Below are 24,667 nucleotides of genomic sequence, written 5' to 3' on the forward strand. Positions count from 1 at the left end.
AAGAAAGGAGAAAGCCGTCTCATCGCACATGGAGATGGCTTTTTCCATAAAAACAGGAGTTATGAATTTATGAAAATATTATGTGTTTCCCTTGGCTGTGACAAAAACCTGGTCGATACCGAGATGATGCTCGGTCTTTTAAACCGGGATGGCCATACCTTCACGGATGATGAAAACGAGGCAGATATCATTGTGGTCAATACCTGCTGCTTCATCAATGATGCGAAGGAAGAGAGTGTCAATACCATTCTGGAGATGGCAGAGCTGAAAAAGACTGGAAAGTGCAAGGCACTGATCGTGACGGGATGCATGGCGCAGCGTTACAAACAGGAAATTCTCGATGAGATCCCGGAGGTGGATGGTATCCTTGGTACTTCTACTTACGATGAAATTTCAAACGTATTAAAGCAGGCACTTGGCGGAGAAGAGCATATAAGCTGTTTCCACGATTTAAACGCACTTCCGGAGGTTGAGACCGAGCGTGTCATTACGACTGGCGGATATTATGCGTTCTTAAAGATCGCAGAGGGCTGCGACAAGCACTGCACTTACTGCATCATCCCGAGCCTGCGCGGCAATTATCGCAGTGTGCCGATGGAACGTCTGTTAAAAGAGGCAAACCAGCTGGCTGACCAGGGCGTACGGGAACTGATCCTGGTGGCTCAGGAGACAACTCTTTACGGTGTTGATCTTTATGGAAAGAAAATGCTTCCGGAGCTGCTTCACAAGCTGGCAGAGATTCCGGGCATCTACTGGATCCGCATTCAGTACTGCTATCCGGAGGAGATCACCGATGAGCTGATCGAGGCGATCCGCACCGAAGAAAAGGTCTGCCATTACCTGGATGTCCCGATCCAGCATGCGAGCGACCGCATCTTAAAGCGCATGGGACGCCGCACCAACCAGGCACAGCTTCGCGAAATCATTGGAAAGCTTCGCGCGGCAGTTCCGGATATCGCACTCCGCACCACGATGATCGCTGGTTTCCCGGGTGAGACCCAGGAAGACCATGAAGAGGTTATGCGATTTGTCGATGAGATGGAGTTTGAGCGTCTGGGTGTATTTACCTATTCTGCGGAAGAGGATACTCCGGCAGCTACCTTCCCGGACCAGATCCCGGAGGAAGTGAAAGAGGAGCGCCGTGACGAGATCATGGAGCTGCAGCAGGAGATCGCTTTTGAAAAGTCTGAGTCCATGGTTGGACGTGTCCTGGATGTCATGATCGAGGGCAAGGTAGCCGATGAAGCTGCTTATGTGGGAAGAACCTACATGGATGCCCCGAATGTAGATGGATATATCTTTGTTAACAGTGGTGAACTTTTCATGTCCGGCGATTTTGTACGGGTGAAGGTAACTGGTTCCAACGATTACGATCTGATCGGGGAGGTATATGATGAATCTGCCGAATAAACTGACGGTCATGCGGGTGATCATGATCCCGTTTTTTGTGATCAGCCTTCTTGCCTTTCATGGGGAAGTGCGTTTGCTCCGCAATCTTGCAGCGGCGATTTTTATCGTTGCGAGTCTGACAGATATGCTGGACGGAAAAATTGCCCGCAAGTACAATCTTGTTACGAACTTTGGAAAATTTATGGATCCGTTAGCGGATAAGCTTCTGGTCTGCTCTGCACTGATCTGTCTCATTGAACTGGGACAGCTTCCGGCGTGGATGGTCATCATCATCGTCAGCCGTGAATTTATCATCAGCGGGTTCCGCCTGATCGCGGCAGAGCAGGGCATTGTGATCGCTGCCAGCTACTGGGGCAAGTTTAAGACCACATTCCAGATGATCGCAGTCATTTTGATGATCGTGAATCTTCCGGTCCTGTATTTCTTAACGGTGATCTGCACCTGGGTTGCACTGGTGCTGACTGTCGTGTCGCTGGTTGATTATATTGCAAAGAATCATAAAGTGCTTACAGAGGGGGCAATCTAAATGGTAGTGGAACTGATTTCAGTCGGTACAGAGCTTTTACTTGGAAACATTGTAAATACCAATACCCAGTTTCTGGCAGAAAAATGTGCGCTTCTTGGCCTGACCATGTACCATCAGGTGACGGTGGGAGATAACCATGACCGTCTGGCGGAGGTGATCCGGACTGCGTTAAAGCGCTCGGATGTCATCATCCTGACCGGAGGCCTTGGACCAACGGAAGATGACCTGACTAAAGAGGTCTGCGCGGAGGTTATGGAATTTCCATTAGTGGAGGATCCGCACACCAGAGAGCGGATCGAGGAATATTTCAAGAATAATATTTATAAAGTCATTTCAGAGAATAACTGGAAACAGGCGATCATCCCGGCGGGATGCATTGTCCTGGACAATGACAATGGAACTGCTCCGGGTCTGATCCTGGAGAAATACGGCAAGTCTGCGATCCTGCTTCCGGGACCGCCGAATGAACTGTACCCGCTGTTTATGAATCAGGTATTCCTATATCTGCAGAAGCTTCAGCCGGAGGTGATCCGTTCCCAGATGGTGAAGATCTGCGGAGTTGGCGAGAGCCAGGTGGAGGATAAGCTGCTGGATCTGATCGATAAGCAGCAGAATCCGACCATTGCAACCTACGCAAAGACCGGAGAGGTTCATATCCGCGTTACTGCAAAGGCTGCAAATGAGGAAGAGGCCAAGAAGCTGGTAAAACCAGTTGTAAAAGAGATCAAGAACCGTTTTGGCGATTGCGTTTACTCAACCAAGGAAGAGGAAACGCTGGAACAGGCTGTTGTAAAATTACTGAAGAAGTACGAGCTGACCGTAACGACTGCAGAGTCCTGCACCGGTGGACTGCTTGCAGGCCGCATCATCAATGTGCCGGGCGCATCTGAGGTGTATAACGAAGGCTTTATCACTTATTCAAATAAAGCAAAACGCAAATACCTGGATGTCAGCAAGAGCACGCTCAAAAAATATGGCGCAGTCAGCGAGCAGACAGCCGGGAGATGGCAACCGGCGGCGTGTTTGCAACCGATTCCGATGCCTGCGTAGCCGTGACTGGTCTGGCTGGTCCGGATGGCGGAACCGAGGAAAAGCCGGTCGGTCTGGTTTACATTGCCACCTATATGAAGGACAAGGTCAGCGTCGAGAAATACCAGTTTAAGGGCAACCGGGATAAGATCCGGGAACAGGCCGTTGTAAAGGGACTGGATCTTCTGCGCCGTTCCATTCTCGATAATTACCGGTAATCGTGTAAGAGGGAGATGCTATGCAGTGGTACGATCATTTATACATGGGGAAGAAGGCACGCCGGCACCGCTATGCGATCATCCAGGGAATCCGGGAGGAAAAGCTGCAGCCGGAGGTTTATGTGATTACATCCCCGCAAAATGGAGAGAATCTCTGTGACATCTACCCTTCCGTGATGCTTCTGACTCCGGCAGAAAAGAAAAAAGAACGCATGATCCTGGGCATTGCCGTTACATACTGGGAAGCGCTGGAGGTGGTCCGCAGATGGTAGATGATCTGTATCAGAAAACAGGAGAGGTATCGGCGGCATCCTTTGCCCGCTTTACAGGAAATGATGTATGGTAGCGATTGTACTGGGAATCTTAAAACTGATCGGCATTCTGATCCTGATCGTGCTGGGACTGGTTCTGGCGGTCATCTTCAGCGTGCTGTTTGTGCCGGTGCGGTACCGGGCAGAGGGAAGCTGTTATGAATCCTTCAAAGGCAAGGCTTCGGTAAGCTGGTTCTTTCACCTCATTTCATTAAAAGCTTTCTATGACGGAGAACTGCATGTGGATTTCCGGATCCTCTGGTTTCATCCCGGACGGGAAAAGTCAGACGGGAAAGCGGCGGGAGAAACGCCGGAGAAAAATTCCCCTGAAATTCCAGAAGGAAATTCAGAAAAAGCTCTGGAAGAGAACGTGGCTTGTGCGAATGGGAATTCGGAAGAACAAAAAAGTGAATCTGGTCAGGAACTGAAAGAACGGATGGAGACTGCAGAAGTGGCAAAACCGGAATCGGATCTGCCAGATGCCTCAAAGAAAAGCGAAACGGCACAATCTGCGGAAAATGCTGGGAAAACAACGCAAGCCGGACAGAAACCAAAAGAGCATAAGTCTCGTCTGTCCATTCTGACAGAACGTTTGCGCCGCTTCTGGACTGGCTGGAAAAAACGGATTTGCAGCATTCCCAAAAAACTGAAAAGACTTGCGAAAAAGTTGAAACAAGGAAAACAACAGTGGGATACTATCTGGCACTTTCTTCAGGATGAAGAAAACAAAGCGGCGTTTCGGCTGGCAAAGAAACAGATCTTTGGAATCATCCGGCATATTTCGCCGCAGAAGATGGCAGGAAAACTTCGGTTCGGCTTAGGAGATCCGTATAGGACCGGGCAGGTTCTCACCTGGATTAGTCCGTTTTATCCTCTCTATGGCCGAAGCGTTCAGGTGATTCCAGATTTCCTGGAAACCTGTCTGGAGGGAGAACTGAAACTGAAAGGGCGCATCCGGCTTGCGACACTTTTGCTTTTTATATTCCGGGTGCTTCAGAATAAAAATATCCGTTTATGGATAAAAAAATGGCGGGAGGCGTAAGGTGTCAGCGCGCGTTCCAAAAAGGAGGACAATACGATGGCTGAGAATCAATTTGTTTCAACAGTAGAAGCCCTGTTTAAGGGAATGGATCAGTTTGTGACGACCAAGACGGTGGTGGGAGATGCCGTAAAGGTGGACGATGCCATCATTTTGCCGCTGGTGGATGTGACCTGCGGCATGGCAGCGGGTTCTTTTGCGGAGAATGCCAAGCACAATGGCGGAGGCGGTATGAGTGCCAAGATGAGCCAAGTGCTGTCCTTGTGATCCAGAACGGTGTGACCAAGCTGGTCAACATCAAACAGCAGGATGCGGTGACCAAGGTTTTGGACATGGTACCGGATTTTGTAAATAAATTTGTTGGCGGAAAACAGGAGACACCGGAGGTGTCAGAAAAGGCGATGGAGACGGCCAATGAGATGGCAGCTGCACAGGAAGTCCCTGCACAGGAAGAAAAAAGCAAAAACGAAGTGCAGGCAGATTAGAAATCAGGCGGGAGACGCTGCGCTGTACTGCATGAAATCATCTGGCGGAATATCGCGAAAAAGACAACATCATAAGCCCTGGTTCATACCTTATGGAATCTGGCATATACTAATAAGGAATAGAGGCTGCGCAGACGACAGCCATATCATATCAGGAGGCTGCCATGAGGCGTGTTCTGGGGCTTATGCTTTTTTGTTTTGGGATCGGAATGACGCTTCTTTTGTTCATTCCGGAGACATTGTCGACCCTGATCTTTATCATTGGGTGTCTGACGTTGGGGTATTATCTGTTCTGCTGCTAGACTGCAAACGAAAATTGCAAAAAGAGCAGTTTTTTGTTAAATGCATGTGTAGAAGATGATGAAAAGATGAAAAGAAAACAAGCGGATAAGAATGGGTAACGAAAAAGAGGACATGTCAAACGACATGTCCTCTGCATTCAGTTCCAATTATGCTCTTTCAACTAAGCCAGAACGTAAGCAAGAAGTACATACATACATCTTCTTAGCTCCTCCATTAACTTTAACCTTAACGGATTTAACGTTTGCTTTCCAGATCGCGTTGGATCTTCTATGGGAGTGGCTCACGTTATTTCCGAAGTGAGCAGCCTTTTCACAGATTGCACATTTAGCCATGATTGCACCTCCTTAACCGGTACTTGGTCCCGTAAGGAACCACAACATAAAGTATGATAGCAGAAAGTCATGGTTTTGGCAAGTGAAATTTTACATTTTTTTGAGAAAATATTTTTGTTTCTTGTTTTCGAGAAAACTCGTCATGGACAGCAGGAAAGATATATGGTATGATTGATTAGTTAAATTATGCCCTTTTATCCGGGCATCCAGAAAACTATGTTGCTGGCCACGCATGTGTGAGCAGTAACCTAAATTCAGATAGATATGGAGGGGTTTCTATGAAAGGACGCATCAACAACAAACTGGGCGAGATTCAGATTAGCTCCGATGTGATCGCCATGTATGCAGGCATGACGGCGGTAGAGTGTTTTGGTATTGTTGGTATGGCAGCTGTCAGCATGAAAGATGGTCTGGTTAAGCTGTTAAAGCGCGAGAGTCTGACTCACGGAATTACCGTAGAGGTGAAGGACAACCATATTTCCATCGATTTCCACGTGATTGTGGCTTATGGTGTCAGCATCTGTGCAGTATCTGACAATCTGATCGCAAGCGTAAAATACAAAGTAGAAGAATTCACCGGCATGGAGGTTGACAAGATCAACATTTATGTAGAAGGTGTACGAGTTATCGATTAAGGAGGACCTGACGGTGAGTGTAAAGGTAATTGACGCCCGTCTGATGCAGAAGGCATTTTTAGCCGGAGCAAAGGGATTAGAAGCAAAAAAAGAGTGGATCAACGAGTTAAACGTATTTCCGGTACCGGACGGTGACACCGGAACCAACATGACCATGACGATCATGTCTGCCGCAAGGGAAGTGGCAGCCGTGCAGGAGCCGACCATGGATTCCCTGGCAAAAGCGATTTCTTCCGGTTCCCTGCGTGGTGCGAGAGGAAACTCTGGTGTTATCTTATCCCAGCTGTTCCGTGGATTTACCAAAGAGATCAAAGGAAAAGATGTAGTCGATGTAAAAACACTGGCCCAGGCATTTGTCCATGCAACAGAAACTGCCTATAAGGCAGTTATGAAGCCGAAAGAGGGTACCATCCTTACGGTGGCCAAGGGTATGGCAGATAAGGCTGTGGAAGTAGCAGAAGAGACAGAAGATGTTCTGGAATTTGGTGAGAAGGTCATCGAGCATGGTGACTATGTACTCAGCCAGACTCCGGAGATGCTTCCGGTATTAAAGCAGGCTGGCGTGGTGGATTCCGGCGGACAGGGCCTGATGCAGGTGTTAAAGGGCGCATTTGATGGCGTCAGCGGCAAAGAGGTTGATATCACCGTTCCGGACGCAAAGGCAGCTGTGAACGTGCAGACTGAGGCAAAAGGCGCAGCAGCAACTGATATCGATACCGCACACATTAAGTATGGCTATTGTACGGAGTTTATCATCAATCTGGAAAAACATTACGACGAAAACAGCGAGCATGAGTTCAAGGCATATCTGGAATCCATTGGTGACTCCATCGTAGTCGTTTCTGACGATGATATCGTAAAAGTTCATGTTCACACGAACGATCCGGGTCTTGCGATCCAGAAAGCACTGACCTTTGGTTCCCTTTCCCGCATGAAGATCGACAACATGCGCGAGGAGCACCAGGAGCGTGTCATCCAGGATGCTGAGCGCAAGGCAGCAGAGCAGAAAGCGGAGGAAGATCAGAAAGAGACTGCAAAAGACGAGCCGAGAAAACCGTATGGTTTCATTGCCGTATCCGTAGGCGAAGGACTGGGCGAGATCTTTAAAGGCATTGGTGCAGATTATCTGATCGAGGGCGGTCAGACCATGAACCCGAGTACCGAGGACATGGTGAATGCCATCGAGCATGTGAATGCTGATACGGTTTATATTCTGCCGAATAATAAAAACATCATTCTGGCTGCAGAGCAGGCAAAATATCTGGTAGAGGACAAGCAGATCATTGTTGTTCCGTCCAAGACGGTTCCGCAGGGAATCACTGCCCTCATCAACTTCATCCCGGACCAGACTCCGGAGGAAAACCTGGAGACTATGGTAGAGGAGATGGGGCGTGTGAAGACCGGTCAGATCACCTACGCCGTACGCAATACCGTGATCGATGATATGGAGATCCACGAGGGTGACATCATGGGAATCGGTGATCATGGCATGCTGGCGGTCGGTACCGATCTGGAGAAGACTACCGGGGATACCTTAAAGGCGATGCTGGATGAGGATTCTGAGCTGGTGACCGTTTACTACGGAAGCGATGTCACTGCAGAGGACGCAGAGGCTCTGATCGAAAAACTTCAGGCAAGCTGCCCGGATGTGGAGATTGAGCTTCAGGAGGGCGGTCAGCCGATCTATTATTATCTGATTTCCGTTGAGTAGTAAAAACGACGGAAAACCAGAAGGAAAAACGATGAATCAGCAGCCAATCACAAGTCTCAAGGGAATCGGAGAAAAAACAGCAAAATTATTTTCCAAACTGGGTGTAGAAACAGTAGAAGAACTTTTGCACGACTATCCGCGTGCTTATGATGCCTATGAAGAGCCGGTTCCAATCGGAAATCTCCGGGAAAAAGGCGTGTTTGCGGTATCTGGGCAGTTGATGAAAACACCATCCGTGCGCCGTTTTAAAAATATTCAGGTCATCATTACGGATGTGCGGGATATGACGGGAACCCTGCAGCTGACCTGGTATAACATGGCGTATCTGCATAATGTCCTGCAGATGGGTCAGATCCTGGTATTCCGTGGCCGTGTGGTCAAAAAAAGCGGGCGGCTGACCATGGAACAGCCGGAAGTGTTCACACCGGAGCAGTACCGGGGTGTCATGCATTCCATGCAGCCGGTGTATGGACAGACAAAAGGGCTGGGCAATAAGGCAATCACCCGTGCGGTGCAGCAGGCTCTTTTGCAGCGGCAGATGGAGCGTGAGTATCTTCCGGAAGAACTTCGCAGCCGCTATGAACTGGCGGAATATAATTATGCCATTGAGCATATTCATTTTCCGGCAGATAAAAAAGAATTGCTGTTTGCCAGAAAGCGCCTGGTGTTTGATGAGTTTTTGTTCTTCCTGCTTTCGGTGCGCCGGTTAAAGGAAAAACGTCAGGATCTAAAGAGCCGCTATATCATCTCAAGATCGTCTGAGGTTGACCGGCTTTTGGCATCCCTGCCTTATGAACTGACCGGCGCCCAGAAAAAAGTGCTGGAGGAAGTGAGGAAGGATCTGGAGAGCGGTCTGGTCATGAACCGGCTGGTGCAGGGCGATGTGGGATCCGGCAAGACCATTGTGGCGGTGCTGGCATTATTAGAGACTGCCATGAACGAATGCCAGGGAGCCATGATGGCACCGACTGAGGTACTGGCAAAGCAGCATTACGAATCAATCACGGAACTGTTTGAAACGTATGGTATTGAGAAACAGGTGGTTCTGGTCACCGGGTCCATGACGGCAAAGGAAAAACGTCTGGCCTACGAGAAAATAGCGTCTCATGAGGCGGATATCATCGTGGGAACCCATGCACTGATCCAGGAGAAAGTTCATTACGACCGTCTTGCCCTGGTCATTACCGACGAGCAGCACCGGTTTGGTGTGGGCCAGCGGGAAGCTTTGGGAAACAAGGGAAGTGAAACGGACCAGGAGCTGACACCTCATGTGCTGGTCATGAGTGCGACTCCGATTCCACGGACACTTGCCATCATTCTTTATGGAGATCTGGACATTTCCATCATCGATGAGATGCCTGCGGAGCGTCTGCCCATTAAAAACTGTGTGGTAGATACCGGTTACCGTGACAAAGCTTATAAGTTTATTGCCCGCGAGGTGGCAGCCGGACGCCAGGCGTATGTGATCTGTCCGATGGTAGAGGAGAGCGAACTGATCGAGGCGGAAAATGTACTAGATTACACAAAAATTTTGCGGGAAAAGCTTCCGGCTGGCATTACCGTAGAGTATCTGCACGGCAAAATGAAAGGCAAAGAAAAGAATCAGATCATGGAGCGGTTTGCGTCCGGTGAGATTCAGGTGCTGGTTTCCACCACGGTTGTGGAGGTCGGTGTGAACGTGCCAAACGCAACGGTCATGATGATTGAAAATGCGGAACGTTTTGGACTGGCACAGCTTCACCAGCTGCGCGGACGCGTGGGCCGGGGTGCCCACCAGTCTTACTGTATCATGGTCAACTGCTCGGACCAGGACGGAACGCAGGAACGCCTGGATATTTTAAACCGCTCCAACGACGGCTTTTATATCGCTTCCGAGGATCTAAAGCTGCGCGGTCCCGGCGATTTTTTTGGCGTGCGTCAGAGCGGTGACATGGAATTTAAAATTGCGGATATCTTTACGGATGCAAATTTATTAAAAACAGTATCCGAAGAAGTGAATCACATCCTGAAACAGGATCCAAATCTGGAGAGCGAAGAATATCAGCCACTGAAAGAACGGTTGGATATTTATCTGAGTAAGAGCTACGACAAACTAAATCTATAGCGTAGTCAGTAGCGTAGACGGGAACCAGCCTGCAACAGTCTCTCCCAACCGTTAGAAAATATTGACCGTTTTGTGAGCCGCCATATTGTCAGAAAAAAGTAGTTGACAAATCCGAATTCGCGCATTATGATATGTACCAACAAAGACAAACCGATGAGAAAGAGGAGTAAGCACTTCGCTGATATCACAGAGAGCTGCAGGCGGTGGGATTGCAGTATGGAAGGGATTGCTGAATGGACTTTCGAGGGCAGATCTGAAACCAGGGAAAACGAAAACATTCGTAAGACATGGGAGTAGGGACTGACGGAAACCGCAACCGTTACCTGGCGGCGTATATGTTAGTATACGGGTGAGTGGGTGCAAACCAATTTGAGTGGTACCGCGGATTAAGTGAATTCGTCTCAAATACAGAATGAAATCTGTATTTGGGACTTTTTTATTTTCCGGAAAGTGCGTCCTATGAAACTTTCAGGAAATACGATCCGGGAAAACACTTAGCAGGAACAGGCATCCGGCCTAAGGGTTGTCCTTGTAGAAAACAATGAAAAACCAGAACAGGCAAGGAGGATTTGATTATGAGAAAAAGTGTGAAAGTTATGGCAGCAGCAATGGCAGCAATGATGGCACTGGCAGGATGCGGCAGCAAGACCGCAGAGACAACTGCAGCAGATACCAAGGCAGCAGAAACCACGACACAGGCAGCAGAGGAAAGCAGTGAGGATGCAGCAGAGGCACCGGAAGTTGCAGAGGGTGAGTATACCGTAGGTATCGGACAGTTCGCAGAGCATGGTTCCCTGGATAACTGCCGCACCGGATTTTTACAGGGCCTTGCAGATGAGGGTATCGTAGAGGGTAAGAACCTGACTGTCCTGTATGAAAACGCACAGGCAGACGGCGGAACCGCAAGCCAGATCATGAACAACTTTATTTCCAAGAAAGCCGACCTGATCTGTGCCATTGCAACCCCGATCGCGCAGAGTGCATACAGCGCAGCAAAAGATGCCGACATCCCGGTTATCTATACCGCAGTAACGGATCCGGTACTGGCAGAGCTTGCCAATGCAGATGGAACCCCGGTTGGTGAGATCACCGGTACCAGCGATAAGCTTCCGGTAGAGAGCCAGTTAAAGATGATCCGCACCATGCTTCCGGATGCAAAGACCATCGGTATCATGTACAGCACCAGCGAGATCAATTCCGTTTCCGCAATTGAGGAATACAAGAAAGCAGCTCCGGAGTATGGCTTTGAGATCGTAGAGAGCGGCATTTCTTCCACGGCAGACATTCCGCTGGCAGCAGATGCACTGGTTGAGAAGGTTGACTGCATCAACAACTTAACCGATAACACCGTAGTCAGCTCCCTTCCGGTCATCCTGGATAAGGCTGCAAAGAAGAACATCCCGGTATTCGGAAGCGAGATCGAGCAGGTTAAGATTGGCTGTCTGGCAGCCGTCGGACTGGATTACGTCAGCCTTGGCGAGCAGACCGGCAAGATGGCAGCAAAGGTATTAAAGGGCGAGAAGAAAGCAAGCGAGATGAACTTTGAAGTCATTGAAGAGGCTGCTTTCTACGGCAACAACAAGGTGGCTGAAAACCTTGGCATCACCATTCCGGCAGAGCTTTCTGATAATGCGGCAGCACTGTTCGATGAAATCACAACAAACTAGGATGCAGAACATAACGGGGCAGACTCATCATCACACAAAGCAGGGCTGCCCCGTCCTGTGCGTTTAGAAATTCGGAGGAAACACATGTCTATCATCATTGGCGTCATTGAGGAGGGTCTGATCTACGCGATCATGGCACTCGGCTTATACATTACTTATAAAATCCTGGATTTTCCGGATCTGTCTGTGGACGGAACTTTCCCAATGGGAGCGGCTGTCACAGCGATGCTGATCCTAAAGGGCGTGCATCCGGTGCTTACACTTTTGATCAGCTTTGCGGCAGGACTCTTAGCCGGATGCATCACCGGCCTGATCCATGTAAAGCTGAAGGTGCGGGATCTTCTCTCAGGCATCATTATGATGACGGCACTGTATTCCATCAACTTAAGGATCGCGGGAAAGGCAAACCTGCCGATCTTCAGCAAGGAAACGATTTTTGAAAATGCATTTCTGGAAGCGGTTGTTCCGAAAGCACTGGATCCGTATCTGGTCTGCATTATCCTGTTTGTGATCGTTCTGGTCTGCAAGGTTTTACTGGATCTGTTTTTAAAAACCCGTGCCGGGTATCTGCTCCGGGCGGTCGGCGATAATGAGGTGCTGGTTACTTCTCTTGCGAAAGATAAGGGAATGGTCAAGATTCTTGGCCTGGCCCTTGCAAATGGCTTTGTTGCCCTGGCTGGTTGTGTATACTGCCAGCAGAAAGGCTTTTTTGAGGTCAGCACCGGTACCGGAACCATGGTCATCGGCCTGGCGAGTGTGATCATCGGTACGAAGTTGCTGAAGCGCTTCCGTAGCGTGAAAGCAACGACGGCAGTTATTTTCGGTTCTATCGTGTACAAAGCCTGCGTATCCCTGGCAATCGCCCTGGGCATGGCAGCGTCGGATTTAAAGCTGATCACGGCAGTTCTATTTTTGATCATTCTGGTTGCGAGCAACCGGAAAGAAAGGAAGGTAAAGGCACATGCTTGAGTTAAGCCATATCCACAAATACTATAACGCGGGCACGGTCAACGAGATGTGCCTTTTCAATGATTTTTCCCTCTCCATCGAGGATGGACAGTTTGTGTCGGTGGTGGGTTCCAATGGATCCGGCAAGACTTCCATGCTGAACCTGATCTGCGGCAGCATCCCATTGGATGATGGTCAGATCAGGATCGGCGGTCAGGACATCACCAATATGCCGGAGTTTAAGCGGCAGAGACGGATCGGCCGTGTGTACCAGAACCCGGCAATGGGAACCTGCCCGTCCATGACGATCCTGGAAAATATGGCACTGGCTGACAACAAGGGAAAACCGTTTAACTTACGCCCCGGCACGAACCGCCAGCGCATTGAATTTTACCGGGAACAGCTCCACATGCTGGGACTTGGCCTGGAAGATAAGATGGATGTGAAGGTCGGAGTGCTTTCCGGCGGCCAGCGTCAGGCTATGGCACTTTTAATGTCCACCATGACACCGATCGAGTTTCTGATTTTGGATGAGCACACGGCAGCGCTGGATCCGAAAACCGCAGACATCATTATGGAACTGACAGACAAGGTCGTAAAAGAAAAGCATCTGACAACCATCATGGTCACCCACAACCTGCGCTATGCGGTTGAGTACGGCAACCGCCTGCTGATGATGCATCAGGGACATGTGATCATCGACAAGGCAGGAGAAGAAAAGAAACAGATTCAGATCGATCACATTCTGGAGAAGTTTAACGAGATCAGCATTGAATGCGGAAACTAACTGGATGTGTTGTGGAAGCTGCAATGTTGCGGTCCATGCGTTGCGTAAACGATCATAAATAATTGTTGGAAAATTTAGAATAGTTTTATAAACGGAATACACCTCTTTATGGTATACTGATACCAGTAGAAAGAGGTGTATTTTTATGAAATTAAAAACGCGTCTTGCCATTGCATTTGTCACGTTCAGTGTACTGCCTATTTTGTTTGTGGGGCTGATGCTGTCTGTGGGACGGATCTTCATGGTTTACCGGATGGATCAGTTTGGTCCGGAGGTCAAGAGTATGATCGCCCAGCTTATGATCACAGCGGTACTCATGCTGATGTTTATCTGCGGTTCCCTGACAATCTGGGTTTACCGTTCTGTCCTGCGTCCGTTAAGTAAATTGCAGGAAGCGACCCGGAAAATCCGGGACGGCAATCTGGACTTTACCCTGGATATCGAGGAAGATGATGAAATTGGCGAGCTTTGCCAGGATTTTGAGGAGATGCGCATCCGGTTAAAGGAGAGTGCCGAGCAGAAAATCCAGTATGACAATGAAAATAAAGAGCTGATCAGTAACATTTCCCATGATCTGAAGACGCCGATCACGGCGATCAAGGGGTACGTGGAAGGCATTTTAGATGGTGTGGCATCGTCACCGGAAAAGCTGGACAAATACATCCGGACCATCTACAACAAGGCCAATGATATGGACCGTCTGATCGATGAGCTGACCTTTTATTCCAAGATCGATACCAATAAGATCCCGTACACCTTTTCCCGGATCAATGTAAATGGCTATTTTCGTGATTGCGCGGAAGAAGTCGGGCTGGATATGGAATCCCGTGGGATTGAGCTGGGATATTTCAACTATGTAAATGAAGACGTAGAGGTGATCGCGGATGCGGAGCAGATGAAGCGCGTCATCAATAACATCATCAGCAATTCGGTGAAATATTTAGATAAACCAAAGGGAATCATCAATATCCGCATCAAGGATGTGGGTGATTTTATCCAGGTTGAAATCGAAGATAATGGTAAGGGGATTGCGGCAAAGGATCTGCCGTATATTTTCGACCGGTTTTACCGCACGGATTCATCCCGGAATTCGTCCAAGGGTGGAAGCGGGATCGGACTTTCCATTGTCAAAAAGATCATTGAAGATCATGGCGGCCGCATCTGGGCGACCAGCAAAGAAGGAATCGGCACAGAGATGCATTTTGTGCTGAGAAAATATCAGGAGGTAATACAGAATGAGCAGCAGAATTCTGATCATTGAAGATGAAACCAGCATCGCAGAACTTGAGAAGGACTATCTGGAGTTAAGCGGATTTGAAGTAGAACTGGAGGAGCAGGGAGATGTAGGACTGGAGCGTGCCTTAAACGAAGATTTTGATCTTCTGATCCTGGATCTGATGCTTCCGGGCATGGACGGATTTGAAATCTGCAGACGGTTCCGCCAGGTGAAAAATACGCCGATCATCATGATTTCCGCAAAAAAAGACGACATCGACAAGATCCGTGGACTTGGACTTGGAGCCGATGATTACATGACCAAGCCATTTAGCCCGAGTGAGATGGTAGCGCGTGTAAAGGCGCATCTGGCCCGCTATGAGCGCCTGATCGGAAGTGGCAACCCGGGAAATGAGATCATTGAGATCCGTGGATTAAAGATCGATAAGACCGCCCGCAGAGTCTGGGTGAACGGAGAAGAGAAAAACTTTACTACAAAAGAATTTGATCTTTTAACCTTCCTTGCGCAGAATCCAAATCATGTATATACGAAGGAAGAGCTGTTCCGGGAAATCTGGGATATGGATTCCATCGGTGACATTGCTACGGTGACCGTGCACATTAAGAAGATCCGCGAGAAGATTGAGTTCAATACCGCGAAGCCGCAGTATATTGAGACGATCTGGGGCGTCGGGTATCGGTTTAAAGTATAAGGCACATAAAGTACAGATGGAGGAAGAAACATGGGAATCCATGCAGGAATTTATATGGCTGCAGCCATTTTGTCTGCACCGGTTTTAACGGCAGGAAGCGGAGCAAACGCAGCAACAGGCACTATGCAGACTTCGGAAATGGCAGAACAGACTGATCATGAAGCAACGAAATCCGTGCAGGTAAGTTTTGACGCACCGGGCGGAAAAGAAAGCGGGGAGGCAGGAAATCAGATGGAAAATGAGACAGGTAGAAAAGCAGTGACCGTAGAAGCTTCTGTTTCTGTGGGTGCGCAGGCAGCAGCTTCTGTCATGGCAGGAACGGCGGATGTATCCCGCTTCGTACTCCCGGAAGAAGCCCGGGTACTGGTCGTCGTGGAAGGAACCGGTGCTTCCAATTGCGATGTCTATGCATTTGAGCGGAGCAGCACAGCTGCGAACTGGGAAAAACGGGTGGAGACCACCGGTCATCTTGGCATGAACGGAATGAGCAATCACCGCCAGTCCGGCGATAAAACCACGCCGATCGGTGTGTTCAAAATGAACACGCCGTTTGGCCAGGCAAAGACGGAAGCAGGCTTTCCGTCCGACTACATTCAGGTGGATACCTCCTATGTATGGGAAGATGATTCCAACCGTCTGGTAAAAGGAAGTACGAGAGAGGGCGAACAGGTCGGAACCTCCGGTTATGCCGGATATTATGATTATGTCATTGACGCAGGCTTTAATCCAAATGGAATCAAAAACCAGGGTTCCGCTTTGTTTTTACATTGCTCCGGAGAATTCAAGGATTACACCTCCGGCTGTGTGGCCATTGACCGGGAGCAGATGAAGCAGATCATGCAGCTTTATGGAAAGTACGGCAGTGGGGCATCGTTCATTGCACAGGCACCGAAAGGAACGTTTGGGCAGATTTATAATACATACGGAGTGAATCAGGGACTTTCGCCGGACGGAAACTTCTAGATTAGACTTCCAGATTGCACGCGAAAAGAAAATTGACATTCCAATTTCCGTATGTTAGAATACAAAATTGTGCTGAAGAAGATTCAGAAACCATCCTGAATCTTCTTTTTTTATGGAAATCGTATGCAAAAATCTGTCGGAGGCAGGTGGTTGCATGCCTGAGAACGCAGGATTCTCCCACAGGAATTGACCTGCGTGTTCCCTTGAAAACAGATTAGAATAGAATGAGGAAAATGAATGGAAACAGTAAAATTTGAAGAGTTACAGTTAGACGACCGCATCCTGCGTGCAGTGACCGATATGGGATTTGAGGAGGCTTCCCCGATTCAGGCAAAAGCCATCCCGGTAGAGATGGAAGGCCACGATATCATCGGACAGGCACAGACAGGAACCGGTAAGACAGCTGCGTTTGGTATCCCGCTTCTGCAGAAGATCGACCCGAAAAAGAAAAAACTGCAGGCGATCGCCCTTTGCCCGACCCGTGAGCTTGCCATCCAGGTGGCAGATGAGATCCGTAATCTTGCAAAATACATGCATGGAATCAAGATTCTTCCAATTTATGGAGGACAGGATATCGTGCGTCAGATCCGCGGTTTAAAAGACGGTACCCAGATTATCATCGGTACTCCGGGCCGTGTGATGGACCATATGCGCCGCAAGACCGTGAAATTTGACCAGGTACATACCGTTGTTCTGGATGAGGCAGATGAAATGCTGAACATGGGCTTCTTAGAGGACATGGAGACCATCTTAAGCCAGCTTCCGGAGGAGCGCCAGACGGTCATGTTTTCCGCTACCATGCCGGCAGCCATCCAGAAGATCGCGGAGAATTTCCAGAAGGATCCGCAGATTGTCAAGGTGGTAAAGAAGGAGCTTACCGTGCCGAAGGTAACCCAGTATTATTATGAAGTAAAACCGAAGACCAAAGTTGAGGTTATGTGCCGTCTGCTCGATATGTACGCTCCGAAGCTTTCCGTAGCATTCTGCAATACGAAGAAGCAGGTCGATGAGCTGGTGACTGAGCTGCAGGGACGTGGTTATTTTGCAGAGGGACTGCATGGAGACTTAAAGCAGGTACAGCGTGACCGTGTTATGAACAGTTTCCGCAACGGACGCACCGAGATCCTGGTTGCAACCGATGTGGCTGCCCGCGGTATCGATGTCGATGATGTTGAGGCGGTATTCAACTACGATATCCCGCAGGATGACGAGTACTATGTACATCGTATCGGACGTACCGGACGTGCAGGCCGTGAGGGTATCGCGTTTAACTTTGTGGTAGGCCGCGAGGTGTATAAGCTGCGCGATATCCAGCGTTACTGCAAGACCAAGATCATTCCGCAGGCAATCCCGTCTCTGGATGATATCACCGAGATTAAGGCAGAAAAGATCCTGGATCAGGCAAAGGAAGTCCTGACCGATATGGATTTAAGCCGTATTTCCCATATTCTGGAGAAAAAGCTGCTGGAGGAGGATTACACCTCGTTAGAGCTGGCTGCAGCACTGCTGCGTATGAACATGGGCGAAGAAAATGAGGATATCATTTTCGATAACCGTCCGGCAAGATCCTTAGATGATCTGGATTCCAGACGTGACCGCGGTGACCGTGGAAACGGACGCGGCAGAAGAGATGGCAAAGGCAAAGATGGAAGAAACAGTCGTGGCGGCAGAGGAAAGAACCAGGATGCCGATATGGCCCGCCTGTTTATCAACATTGGTAAGGATCAGAAAGTAAAACCGGGCGACATTCTGGGTGCCATTGCAGGCGAATCCGGTATTTCCGGACGTCTGGTAGGCAGCATCGATATGTATGACAAGTACACCTTCGTAGAAGTTCCGCAGGACTGCGCAGAGGAAGTGCTGGAGTGCATGAAGAATGCCCGCATCAAAGGAAAAAACATTCACATGGAGCCGGCAAACGGCAGATAGAAATTTCTTGTATAGAATATAGAAACCGGATATTGGCAAAGGCGCGTATGGAAAGTACGCGCCTTTTGTGGTATTATTAGATTGAGATAACAGACAGGAGGAACGGACATGAAGCAGTTTGGATTTATCGGTATGGGCAACATGGGATACGCAATCTTAAAGGGACTTTTAAAGACAGTGGAGCCGGATCAGCTTATCTTTTCCGCGCGGAACAAGGAGCATATGGAGCATGTTTCTGCGGAAACCGGAGTTTCTTATGCAGCAGATAACGTAAGCTGTGCAAAAGAAAGCACCTGCCTGATCCTGGCGGTAAAACCGCAGCAGTTCGATACCGTGATCGGGGAAATCCGTAATGCGGTTACCGAAAATCAGATCATCATTTCAATCGCACCGGGCATTTCTATCGCAAATCTCCAGGAACGGTTTGGAAAAGCGTGCCGGATCGTTCGTGCCATGCCGAACACTCCGGCGTTAGTTGGGGAAGGCATGACGGGAGTCTGCTATGATAAAGCATTGTTTTCTGAAGAGGAGCAGCAGATGATCGAGACCCTGTTTACCTCCTTTGGGCGCATGACGATTGTGGATGAAAAACTGATGGATGCCGTGGTCTGTGCCAGCGGAAGCTCCCCGGCTTATGTATACATGTTCATTGAGGCGCTGGCAGACAGTGCCGTAAAGTATGGGATTCCGCGTGCTGACGCATATAAGCTGGTGGCCCAGACGGTGCTTGGCAGCGCGAAAATGGTGCTGGAAACGGGCGAACATCCGGGAATGTTAAAAGATAAGGTATGCTCACCGGGTGGTACCACCATTGCAGGTGTGGCTGCGCTGGAAGAATATGGTCTTCGAAATGCCCTGATCAAGGCAACCGATGCCTGTTATGCAAAATGCAAGGGGATCCAGTAACCGGGAAGATAAAAGAAAAACGATGGCAGGACCTGCCGGAGAATGGCATGGAAAGGCTGAAAACAGAATCAAAAAAGAAACTAGAAAATAGAATCAGAAAAAGAAAACAGAATCAGAAAAGGAAATCAGATGCCGAAACGGAATGGAGGAAATCAGTATGAGCATGGAGGAAAAAAAGAGTCAGGGCACAGAACAGTCAGAAAATCAGAGAAAGGTTGAGCCGGTCATCCGCAAAGACCGACAGCTCAAATACACAGGTACGATCCTGAAAATTTATGAAGATACCGTGATCGCGAATGGGCATGAGGCGCACTGGGACTTTATCCATCATGATGGTGCGGCTGCTGTAGTTGCTGTAGCGGACGATGGACGGCTTCTTATGGTCCGTCAGTACCGTAATGCTCTGGACCGCGAAACTCTGGAGATTCCGGCAGGCAAGCTGGATGCTCCTGGCGAGCCAAAGATTGAGTGTGCTTACCGGGAATTGGAAGAAGAGACCGGTTACCGTTGTGAAAAGCTGGAATATCTGATGAGCTTAAACACAACGGTTGCATTTTGCGATGAGGCGATCGATGTGTTTGTAGCAAGAAACCTGATCCCGTCGAAGCAGCAACTGGATGAGGATGAATCGATCAATGTAGAGCGCTGGAAGCTGGAGAATCTGCAGGAGCTGATCTATACAGGCAAGATGACGGATGCCAAGACTGTGGCAGCCATTATGGCGTATGCAGCAAAATACGGAAAGTAAAAAGATTTGCTGGATACACAAGCAGGAACAGAAGCGAATATTTTTTCCCTCCGGCTGCATAAGATAGAAAAACGATGCAGCCGGGATTTCCTATAGCAGATAAGCTGCAAAAAATGGTGGTGCTGCTGATGCGGACAGATCGTTTTATAATAACACTTGCTGCAGCTGTTTTTGCTGGATGGCTGTTTGCCGTGCTGTTATGCAACGGAGTGTTTTATAAAGACATTGTAAATTATGAGGTGCTGTACGGAGAAATGGCAGACTACTGGAGCCGTGTGTCCTTGCGAGGCCGGGCAGACAGGGTGTTTCTGCTTGTGGCCCGCTTCCTGGAGATGGCGGCTGTTTTTGCAGTAACCCGGTGTCGCTTCCGGAAAACAGGAAGTCTGCTTCTGGGGATTCTGACAGGTTTTTATATAGGAAGCAATCTGAGCCTTTTTGTCTGGGGCCGCGGGATCATGGGTGGCGTTCTGTTTCTGGTGGCAGGTTTTCCGCAGGATCTTGCCTACCTGTCCTGTCTGTTTTTGCTTTTGTTTGCTGGCGGATCCGAGCGGCCAGTACAAAAGGACCGCCTTATCTGTATTACACTGTTTCTTTTGGCGGCAGGAATCTGGCTGGAGCTTTATGTGAATCCGCTGCTTCTGAAATGCCTGTGAGAGTCTGACAGCATTAGGACGCATGGAGTATTGGTGCATCCATGAATTGTTCTAAAAAAATACAATTCTGAATTTACAACATGTTGAGCGGAAAGAAACGCTGTCTCCAACATGTTGTATTTTTATGTCAATCATCGGAAAATGGGCAAAAATAATGGAAATATGTGTTTGATTTTATTGAAAAATGCGGATATAATGGTATTCATCATTTTTGGAAAATTGGGGTTTTAAGAACATGACGACAGAGATTGAGGCTTTTATTCATTATCTTGAGGATGTAAAACAGTCATCCAGAAATACGGTGGTATCTTACCAGAGAGACTTAAGACAGCTGAAAGAGTATCTGGAACGTCAGGGAATTGAAGAGCCGTCCAGGGTGACAAAGACCAGTTTGAATGCGTATATTTCTTATCTGCAGAGAAAAGGAAAGGCAACCACAACCATTTCCCGCATTCTGGCATCCACAAAGGCATTCTTCCATTACGAATTTATGGAGGGAAACATCCACAGAGACCCGGCCGAGCTTCTGAAAACACCGAAAATCGAAAAAAAGATTCCGCTGATCCTTTCTGTGGAAGAAGTAAACCGCTTTCTGGAACAGCCGGATGGAACCAGTGCAAAGGAAATCCGCGACAAGGCGATGCTGGAGCTTCTTTATGCTACCGGGATCCGTGTTTCTGAGCTGATCGGCTTAAAGCTTCAGGATGTCAATCTGTCTGTCGGTTTTCTTATCTGCCGGGATGGGGAAAAGGAGCGCATGATCCCCTTCGGTAAAAAGGTGAACCAGTATCTGAAAACCTATCTGGACCAGGCAAGGCCGGAGCTGATAAAGGAAAATGAGTCAGTCTGGCTGTTTACAAACTGTAGCGGCAGGCAGATGTCCAGACAGGGCTTTTGGAAAATAGTTAAATATTATGGCGATAAGGCTGGCATTCAGGTGGATATCACCCCGCATACCCTGCGTCATTCCTTTGCAGCACATCTGATCAGCAGTGGTGCAGATATCCAGGCAGTCCAGACGATGCTCGGGCATGCAGATCTGGCAACTACGCTGGCTTACCAGAATTATATCCAGAAACAGCATTAAGAAAAAAGTTACAGGCGGCGCGGACTGCGTACGCCTGTTGTTGTTGCATTACATATTGAGGAGGTGCCAGTGGCGCGTCCGCTGATCAGCGGGCATGTTCCCCTGTAGGGCAACTGAAATAGAAAGGAATCCTGATTTTATGGGAAAATCATTATATATCGCAGAAAAACCCAGCGTAGCACAGCAGTTTGCCGATGCGTTAAAGATTTCTGCAAGACGGTCGGACGGCTACATCGAGTCCGATACTGCCGTAGTGACCTGGTGTGTGGGACATCTGGTTACGATGAGTTATCCGGAGGCTTACGATCCGGCACTCAAACGATGGAGCCTGCAGACGCTGCCATTTTTGCCAAAGGAGTTTAAATACCAGGTGATCGATGGCGTGTCAAAGCAGTTTTCCATTGTCAGCCGCCTGTTGAACCGGCCGGACATTGACACCATCTATATCTGCACAGACTCCGGACGTGAGGGAGAGTATATTTACCGTCTGGTAGACCAGATGGCTGGTGTCAAAGGAAAAATACGCAAGCGCGTCTGGATCGACTCCCAGACAGAGGAGGAAATCCTGCGCGGCATCCGCGAGGCGAAGGACTGGAGCGAATACGACAATCTGGCAGCTTCTGCCTACCTCAGGGCGAAAGAAGATTATCTGATGGGAATTAATTTTTCCCGTCTGCTGACTTTAAAATATGGCCCCACGATTTCGGCCTTCTTAAAAGCTGACCGGACCGTGCTTTCGGTTGGCCGTGTTATGACCTGTGTACTTGGTATGGTGGTGCGCCGGGAACGGGAAATACGGGACTTTGTGAAAACTCCATTCTACCGTGTTATCGGCACGTTTCTGTCCCAGGATATGAAGTTTGACGCAGAGTGGAGAAGTGTGGAGGGTTCCCGCTATTTCCAGTCGCCGAAGCTTTATAAGGAAAATGGATTCAAAAAACGGGAGGATGCGGAATGCCTCATCAGCCAGCTAAAAGAAAATGATCCACTGGTGGGTGTTCTAAGCAAGGTGGAGCGGAAAAAGGAAACAAAAAACCCGCCGCTTCTTTATAACCTCGCCGAGCTTCAGAATGACTGTTCTAAAATGTTTAAGATCAGCCCGGATGAAACCTTAAAGGTTGTGCAGGAGCTGTACGAGAAAAAGCTGGTGACGTATCCACGAACCGATGCCCGTGTCCTTTCCACTGCAGTGGCAAAGGAAATCGCAAAAAATATCGGAGGATTACGCAATTTTGAGCCGGTAAAGGCTTTTGCCCAGGAAATTCTGGAGCAGAATGCCTATCAGGGAATTGCAAAGACGCGTTATGTCAATGATAAGCAGATCACAGACCATTATGCGATCGTCCCGACCGGACAGGGCTTTGGCGCCATGCGAAGCCTGTCCCCGTTGTCTTTAAAAATTTATGAAGTGATCGCAAGAAGATTTTTAAGTATCTTTTATCCGGCAGCGGTTTACCAGAAATATGCCCTGGAGCTGGCCTGCGGACAGGAACATTTTTTCACCAGCTTCCGGGTACTCACAGAGCCGGGGTATTTAAAGGTAGCAGAAGTAGCAAAGCGGAAAAAGATAGACGACACATCCGCTCCTGCCGCGCAGACTCCGGATGCGGACGGGGACGATAAGGAAGAATCGGAGACCAACAAAAAGGATCTGGAAAACCCGGCCTTCATTGCCATGCTGGCATCCTTAAAGAAGGGGATGACGCTTCCGGCAGATGGCTTTGCCATCAAGGAGGGGGAGACATCCCCGCCAAAGCGCTATTCCTCCGGTTCCATGATCCTTGCTATGGAAAATGCCGGACAACTCATTGAGGATGAAGATCTCCGTGCACAGATCAAAGGAAGCGGCATCGGAACCAGTGCGACCCGTGCAGAGATCCTGAAAAAGCTGGTCAATATCAAATACCTGACCTTGAACGGAAAAACCCAGATCATCACGCCGACACTTCTCGGAGAGCTGGTTTTTGATGTGGTTGGTGCATCCATCCGCCAGCTTTTAAACCCGGAACTGACTGCCAGCTGGGAAAAGGGCCTGACTTACGTAGCAGAGGGCTCCATTACCCCGGACGAATATATGGAAAAGTTGGAGCGCTTTGTGGCTGGCCGGACCTATGGGGTTTTACACTTAAACAACCAGTACCAGCTGCGGGAATACTTTGAGGCAGCCGGGCAGAATTACAAAAAGAAGTAAACATATATTTCAAATGAAAGAAAAGAGGAAATGGTCATGAAAAAAGAAGAAATGAAGATTAGCAGCCTGTATACACTGGAGAATACCATGGCGAAGGAACTGTTAGAGCAGTTTACCTACCCGTGGGAAGCCTGGCTCACATTGGTGATTTTGTAGAACGTCTGGGCGCAACCCTGCCGAAGGAAGAATACGCAAACCCGGCAGAGGGAATCTGGATCCACAAGTCTGCCCACATCGCACCGACCGCAGGCATCATCGCACCGGCTATCATCGGACCGGAGGCAGAGGTACGTCACTGTGCATTTATCCGTGGCAAAGTGATCGTTGGTAAGGGCGCAGTGGTAGGAAACTCCACCGAGCTGAAAAATGTAATTTTATTTGATGGCGTGCAGGTCCCGCATTACAACTATGTGGGTGATTCCATTTTGGGGTACAAGGCTCATATGGGCGCAGGCTCCATCACCTCCAATGTCCGCTCTGACAAGGCTCTGGTAAAGGTTCATGCAGCAGACGGCGATATCGATACTGGCTTAAAGAAATTTGGTGCCATGATCGGCGATGGCGTAGAGGTTGGATGTGGTTCTGTGCTGAACCCGGGAACCGTGATCGGAAAGAATACGATCGTATATCCGCTTTCTAGTGTCCGCACCGCAGTTGATGCAGACTCCATCTACAAGCAGCAGGGAGAGATTGCTGCACGACAGTAAGTAACAATTTAAGTATATGACAAGGGCCGTGTGAGTTGCCGAAAGGCAAC

Annotated in this window: 20 protein-coding genes, 4 pseudogenes and 1 other annotated feature; of the genes and pseudogenes, 23 read left to right on the plus strand and 1 reads right to left on the minus strand. The window is 48.9% G+C overall.

Features of this window, described 5'->3' with window-relative positions:
- The first annotated feature begins 69 nt into the window (after nucleotides 1–69).
- The 7 genes and pseudogenes from rimO (at nucleotide 70) to DXA97_RS20170 (ending at nucleotide 5,320) form a co-directional block, all read left to right on the plus strand.
- Nucleotides 70–1,410, plus strand: coding sequence for a 30S ribosomal protein S12 methylthiotransferase RimO (gene rimO, locus DXA97_RS10825; RefSeq protein WP_118708637.1), 1,341 nt, complete (start codon nucleotides 70–72; stop codon nucleotides 1,408–1,410).
- Nucleotides 1,394–1,936: a CDP-diacylglycerol--glycerol-3-phosphate 3-phosphatidyltransferase gene (gene pgsA / locus DXA97_RS10830; protein WP_118540867.1), complete on the plus strand. Its 543-nt coding sequence runs from the start codon at nucleotides 1,394–1,396 to the stop codon at nucleotides 1,934–1,936. The genes rimO and pgsA overlap by 17 nt, the downstream gene beginning before the upstream one ends.
- Nucleotides 1,937–3,183: pseudogene (locus DXA97_RS10835) on the plus strand (competence/damage-inducible protein A).
- A gap of 20 nt (nucleotides 3,184–3,203) precedes the next feature.
- A complete protein-coding gene (locus DXA97_RS10840; protein ID WP_347561562.1) occupies nucleotides 3,204–3,455 on the plus strand; it encodes a hypothetical protein in 252 nt (83 codons plus the stop codon).
- Nucleotides 3,456–3,522: 67 nt separating this feature from the next.
- Nucleotides 3,523–4,536 (plus strand): DUF2953 domain-containing protein, encoded by a 1,014-nt coding sequence (locus tag DXA97_RS10845; protein ID WP_118720044.1) that lies wholly within the window; start codon nucleotides 3,523–3,525, stop codon nucleotides 4,534–4,536.
- 36 nt (nucleotides 4,537–4,572) lie between these two features.
- Nucleotides 4,573–5,018 (plus strand): annotated as a pseudogene (locus DXA97_RS10850) (GerW family sporulation protein).
- 164 nt (nucleotides 5,019–5,182) lie between these two features.
- The gene (locus tag DXA97_RS20170) at nucleotides 5,183–5,320 is read left to right on the plus strand and encodes a hypothetical protein (RefSeq protein WP_182436865.1); all 138 of its coding nucleotides are present in this window, start codon (nucleotides 5,183–5,185) and stop codon (nucleotides 5,318–5,320) included.
- Nucleotides 5,321–5,467: 147 nt separating this feature from the next.
- On the opposite strand, the gene rpmB is transcribed toward DXA97_RS20170, so the two are convergent.
- Entirely contained in the window at nucleotides 5,468–5,653 is a 186-nt protein-coding gene (rpmB, locus tag DXA97_RS10855) for a 50S ribosomal protein L28 (protein ID WP_118533668.1), read from the minus strand.
- 278 nt (nucleotides 5,654–5,931) lie between these two features.
- Here rpmB and DXA97_RS10860 point away from each other — a divergent pair, with 278 nt between their 5' ends.
- The 16 genes and pseudogenes from DXA97_RS10860 to DXA97_RS10940 all read left to right on the plus strand — a co-directional run bounded on the left by DXA97_RS10860 (nucleotide 5,932) and on the right by DXA97_RS10940 (nucleotide 24,617).
- The gene (locus tag DXA97_RS10860; protein WP_118540859.1) at nucleotides 5,932–6,288 is read left to right on the plus strand and encodes an Asp23/Gls24 family envelope stress response protein; all 357 of its coding nucleotides are present in this window, start codon (nucleotides 5,932–5,934) and stop codon (nucleotides 6,286–6,288) included.
- A 13-nt stretch (nucleotides 6,289–6,301) separates the two neighbouring features.
- Nucleotides 6,302–7,999 (plus strand): DAK2 domain-containing protein, encoded by a 1,698-nt coding sequence (locus DXA97_RS10865; protein ID WP_118720046.1) that lies wholly within the window; start codon nucleotides 6,302–6,304, stop codon nucleotides 7,997–7,999.
- A 31-nt stretch (nucleotides 8,000–8,030) separates the two neighbouring features.
- Nucleotides 8,031–10,103, plus strand: coding sequence for an ATP-dependent DNA helicase RecG (gene recG, locus DXA97_RS10870; RefSeq protein WP_118720132.1), 2,073 nt, complete (start codon nucleotides 8,031–8,033; stop codon nucleotides 10,101–10,103).
- A 144-nt stretch (nucleotides 10,104–10,247) separates the two neighbouring features.
- Nucleotides 10,248–10,510 (plus strand) — a binding site (T-box leader).
- A 168-nt stretch (nucleotides 10,511–10,678) separates the two neighbouring features.
- Nucleotides 10,679–11,770 (plus strand): ABC transporter substrate-binding protein, encoded by a 1,092-nt coding sequence (locus DXA97_RS10875; RefSeq protein WP_118720048.1) that lies wholly within the window; start codon nucleotides 10,679–10,681, stop codon nucleotides 11,768–11,770.
- Nucleotides 11,771–11,854: 84 nt separating this feature from the next.
- Nucleotides 11,855–12,739: an ABC transporter permease gene (locus DXA97_RS10880; RefSeq protein ID WP_118720050.1), complete on the plus strand. Its 885-nt coding sequence runs from the start codon at nucleotides 11,855–11,857 to the stop codon at nucleotides 12,737–12,739.
- The gene (locus tag DXA97_RS10885; protein WP_118720052.1) at nucleotides 12,732–13,505 is read left to right on the plus strand and encodes an ATP-binding cassette domain-containing protein; all 774 of its coding nucleotides are present in this window, start codon (nucleotides 12,732–12,734) and stop codon (nucleotides 13,503–13,505) included. The genes DXA97_RS10880 and DXA97_RS10885 overlap by 8 nt, the downstream gene beginning before the upstream one ends.
- A gap of 238 nt (nucleotides 13,506–13,743) precedes the next feature.
- A pseudogene (locus DXA97_RS10890) lies at nucleotides 13,744–14,766 on the plus strand (HAMP domain-containing sensor histidine kinase); the annotation flags it as partial.
- Nucleotides 14,741–15,433 (plus strand): response regulator transcription factor, encoded by a 693-nt coding sequence (locus DXA97_RS10895; RefSeq protein ID WP_118540845.1) that lies wholly within the window; start codon nucleotides 14,741–14,743, stop codon nucleotides 15,431–15,433. The pseudogene DXA97_RS10890 and the gene DXA97_RS10895, both read left to right, overlap by 26 nt.
- Nucleotides 15,434–15,463: 30 nt before the next feature.
- Nucleotides 15,464–16,396: a L,D-transpeptidase family protein gene (locus DXA97_RS10900; RefSeq protein ID WP_118720056.1), complete on the plus strand. Its 933-nt coding sequence runs from the start codon at nucleotides 15,464–15,466 to the stop codon at nucleotides 16,394–16,396.
- A gap of 237 nt (nucleotides 16,397–16,633) precedes the next feature.
- On the plus strand, nucleotides 16,634–18,325 hold the full coding sequence (locus DXA97_RS10905; protein WP_118720058.1) for a DEAD/DEAH box helicase: 1,692 nt from the start codon (nucleotides 16,634–16,636) through the stop codon (nucleotides 18,323–18,325).
- Between the two features lie 108 nt (nucleotides 18,326–18,433).
- Nucleotides 18,434–19,231 (plus strand): pyrroline-5-carboxylate reductase, encoded by a 798-nt coding sequence (gene proC / locus DXA97_RS10910; protein ID WP_118720060.1) that lies wholly within the window; start codon nucleotides 18,434–18,436, stop codon nucleotides 19,229–19,231.
- 163 nt (nucleotides 19,232–19,394) lie between these two features.
- Complete coding sequence (locus tag DXA97_RS10920; RefSeq protein WP_118720134.1) at nucleotides 19,395–19,979, plus strand: NUDIX hydrolase; 585 nt, start codon at nucleotides 19,395–19,397, stop codon at nucleotides 19,977–19,979.
- Nucleotides 19,980–20,053: 74 nt separating this feature from the next.
- Complete coding sequence (locus DXA97_RS10925) at nucleotides 20,054–20,632, plus strand: hypothetical protein (protein WP_118720064.1); 579 nt, start codon at nucleotides 20,054–20,056, stop codon at nucleotides 20,630–20,632.
- 235 nt (nucleotides 20,633–20,867) lie between these two features.
- Nucleotides 20,868–21,719, plus strand: coding sequence for a tyrosine recombinase (locus tag DXA97_RS10930; protein ID WP_118720066.1), 852 nt, complete (start codon nucleotides 20,868–20,870; stop codon nucleotides 21,717–21,719).
- Nucleotides 21,720–21,858: 139 nt separating this feature from the next.
- Nucleotides 21,859–23,910, plus strand: a complete 2,052-nt coding sequence (locus DXA97_RS10935; RefSeq protein WP_118720068.1) for a DNA topoisomerase — start codon at nucleotides 21,859–21,861, stop codon at nucleotides 23,908–23,910.
- Nucleotides 23,911–23,946: 36 nt separating this feature from the next.
- Nucleotides 23,947–24,617 (plus strand): annotated as a pseudogene (locus DXA97_RS10940) (UDP-N-acetylglucosamine pyrophosphorylase).
- Nucleotides 24,618–24,667: the final 50 nt, after the last annotated feature.

The organism is Clostridium sp. OF09-36 (assembly GCF_003481985.1).
GTDB lineage: Bacteria > Bacillota > Clostridia > Lachnospirales > Lachnospiraceae > Brotaphodocola.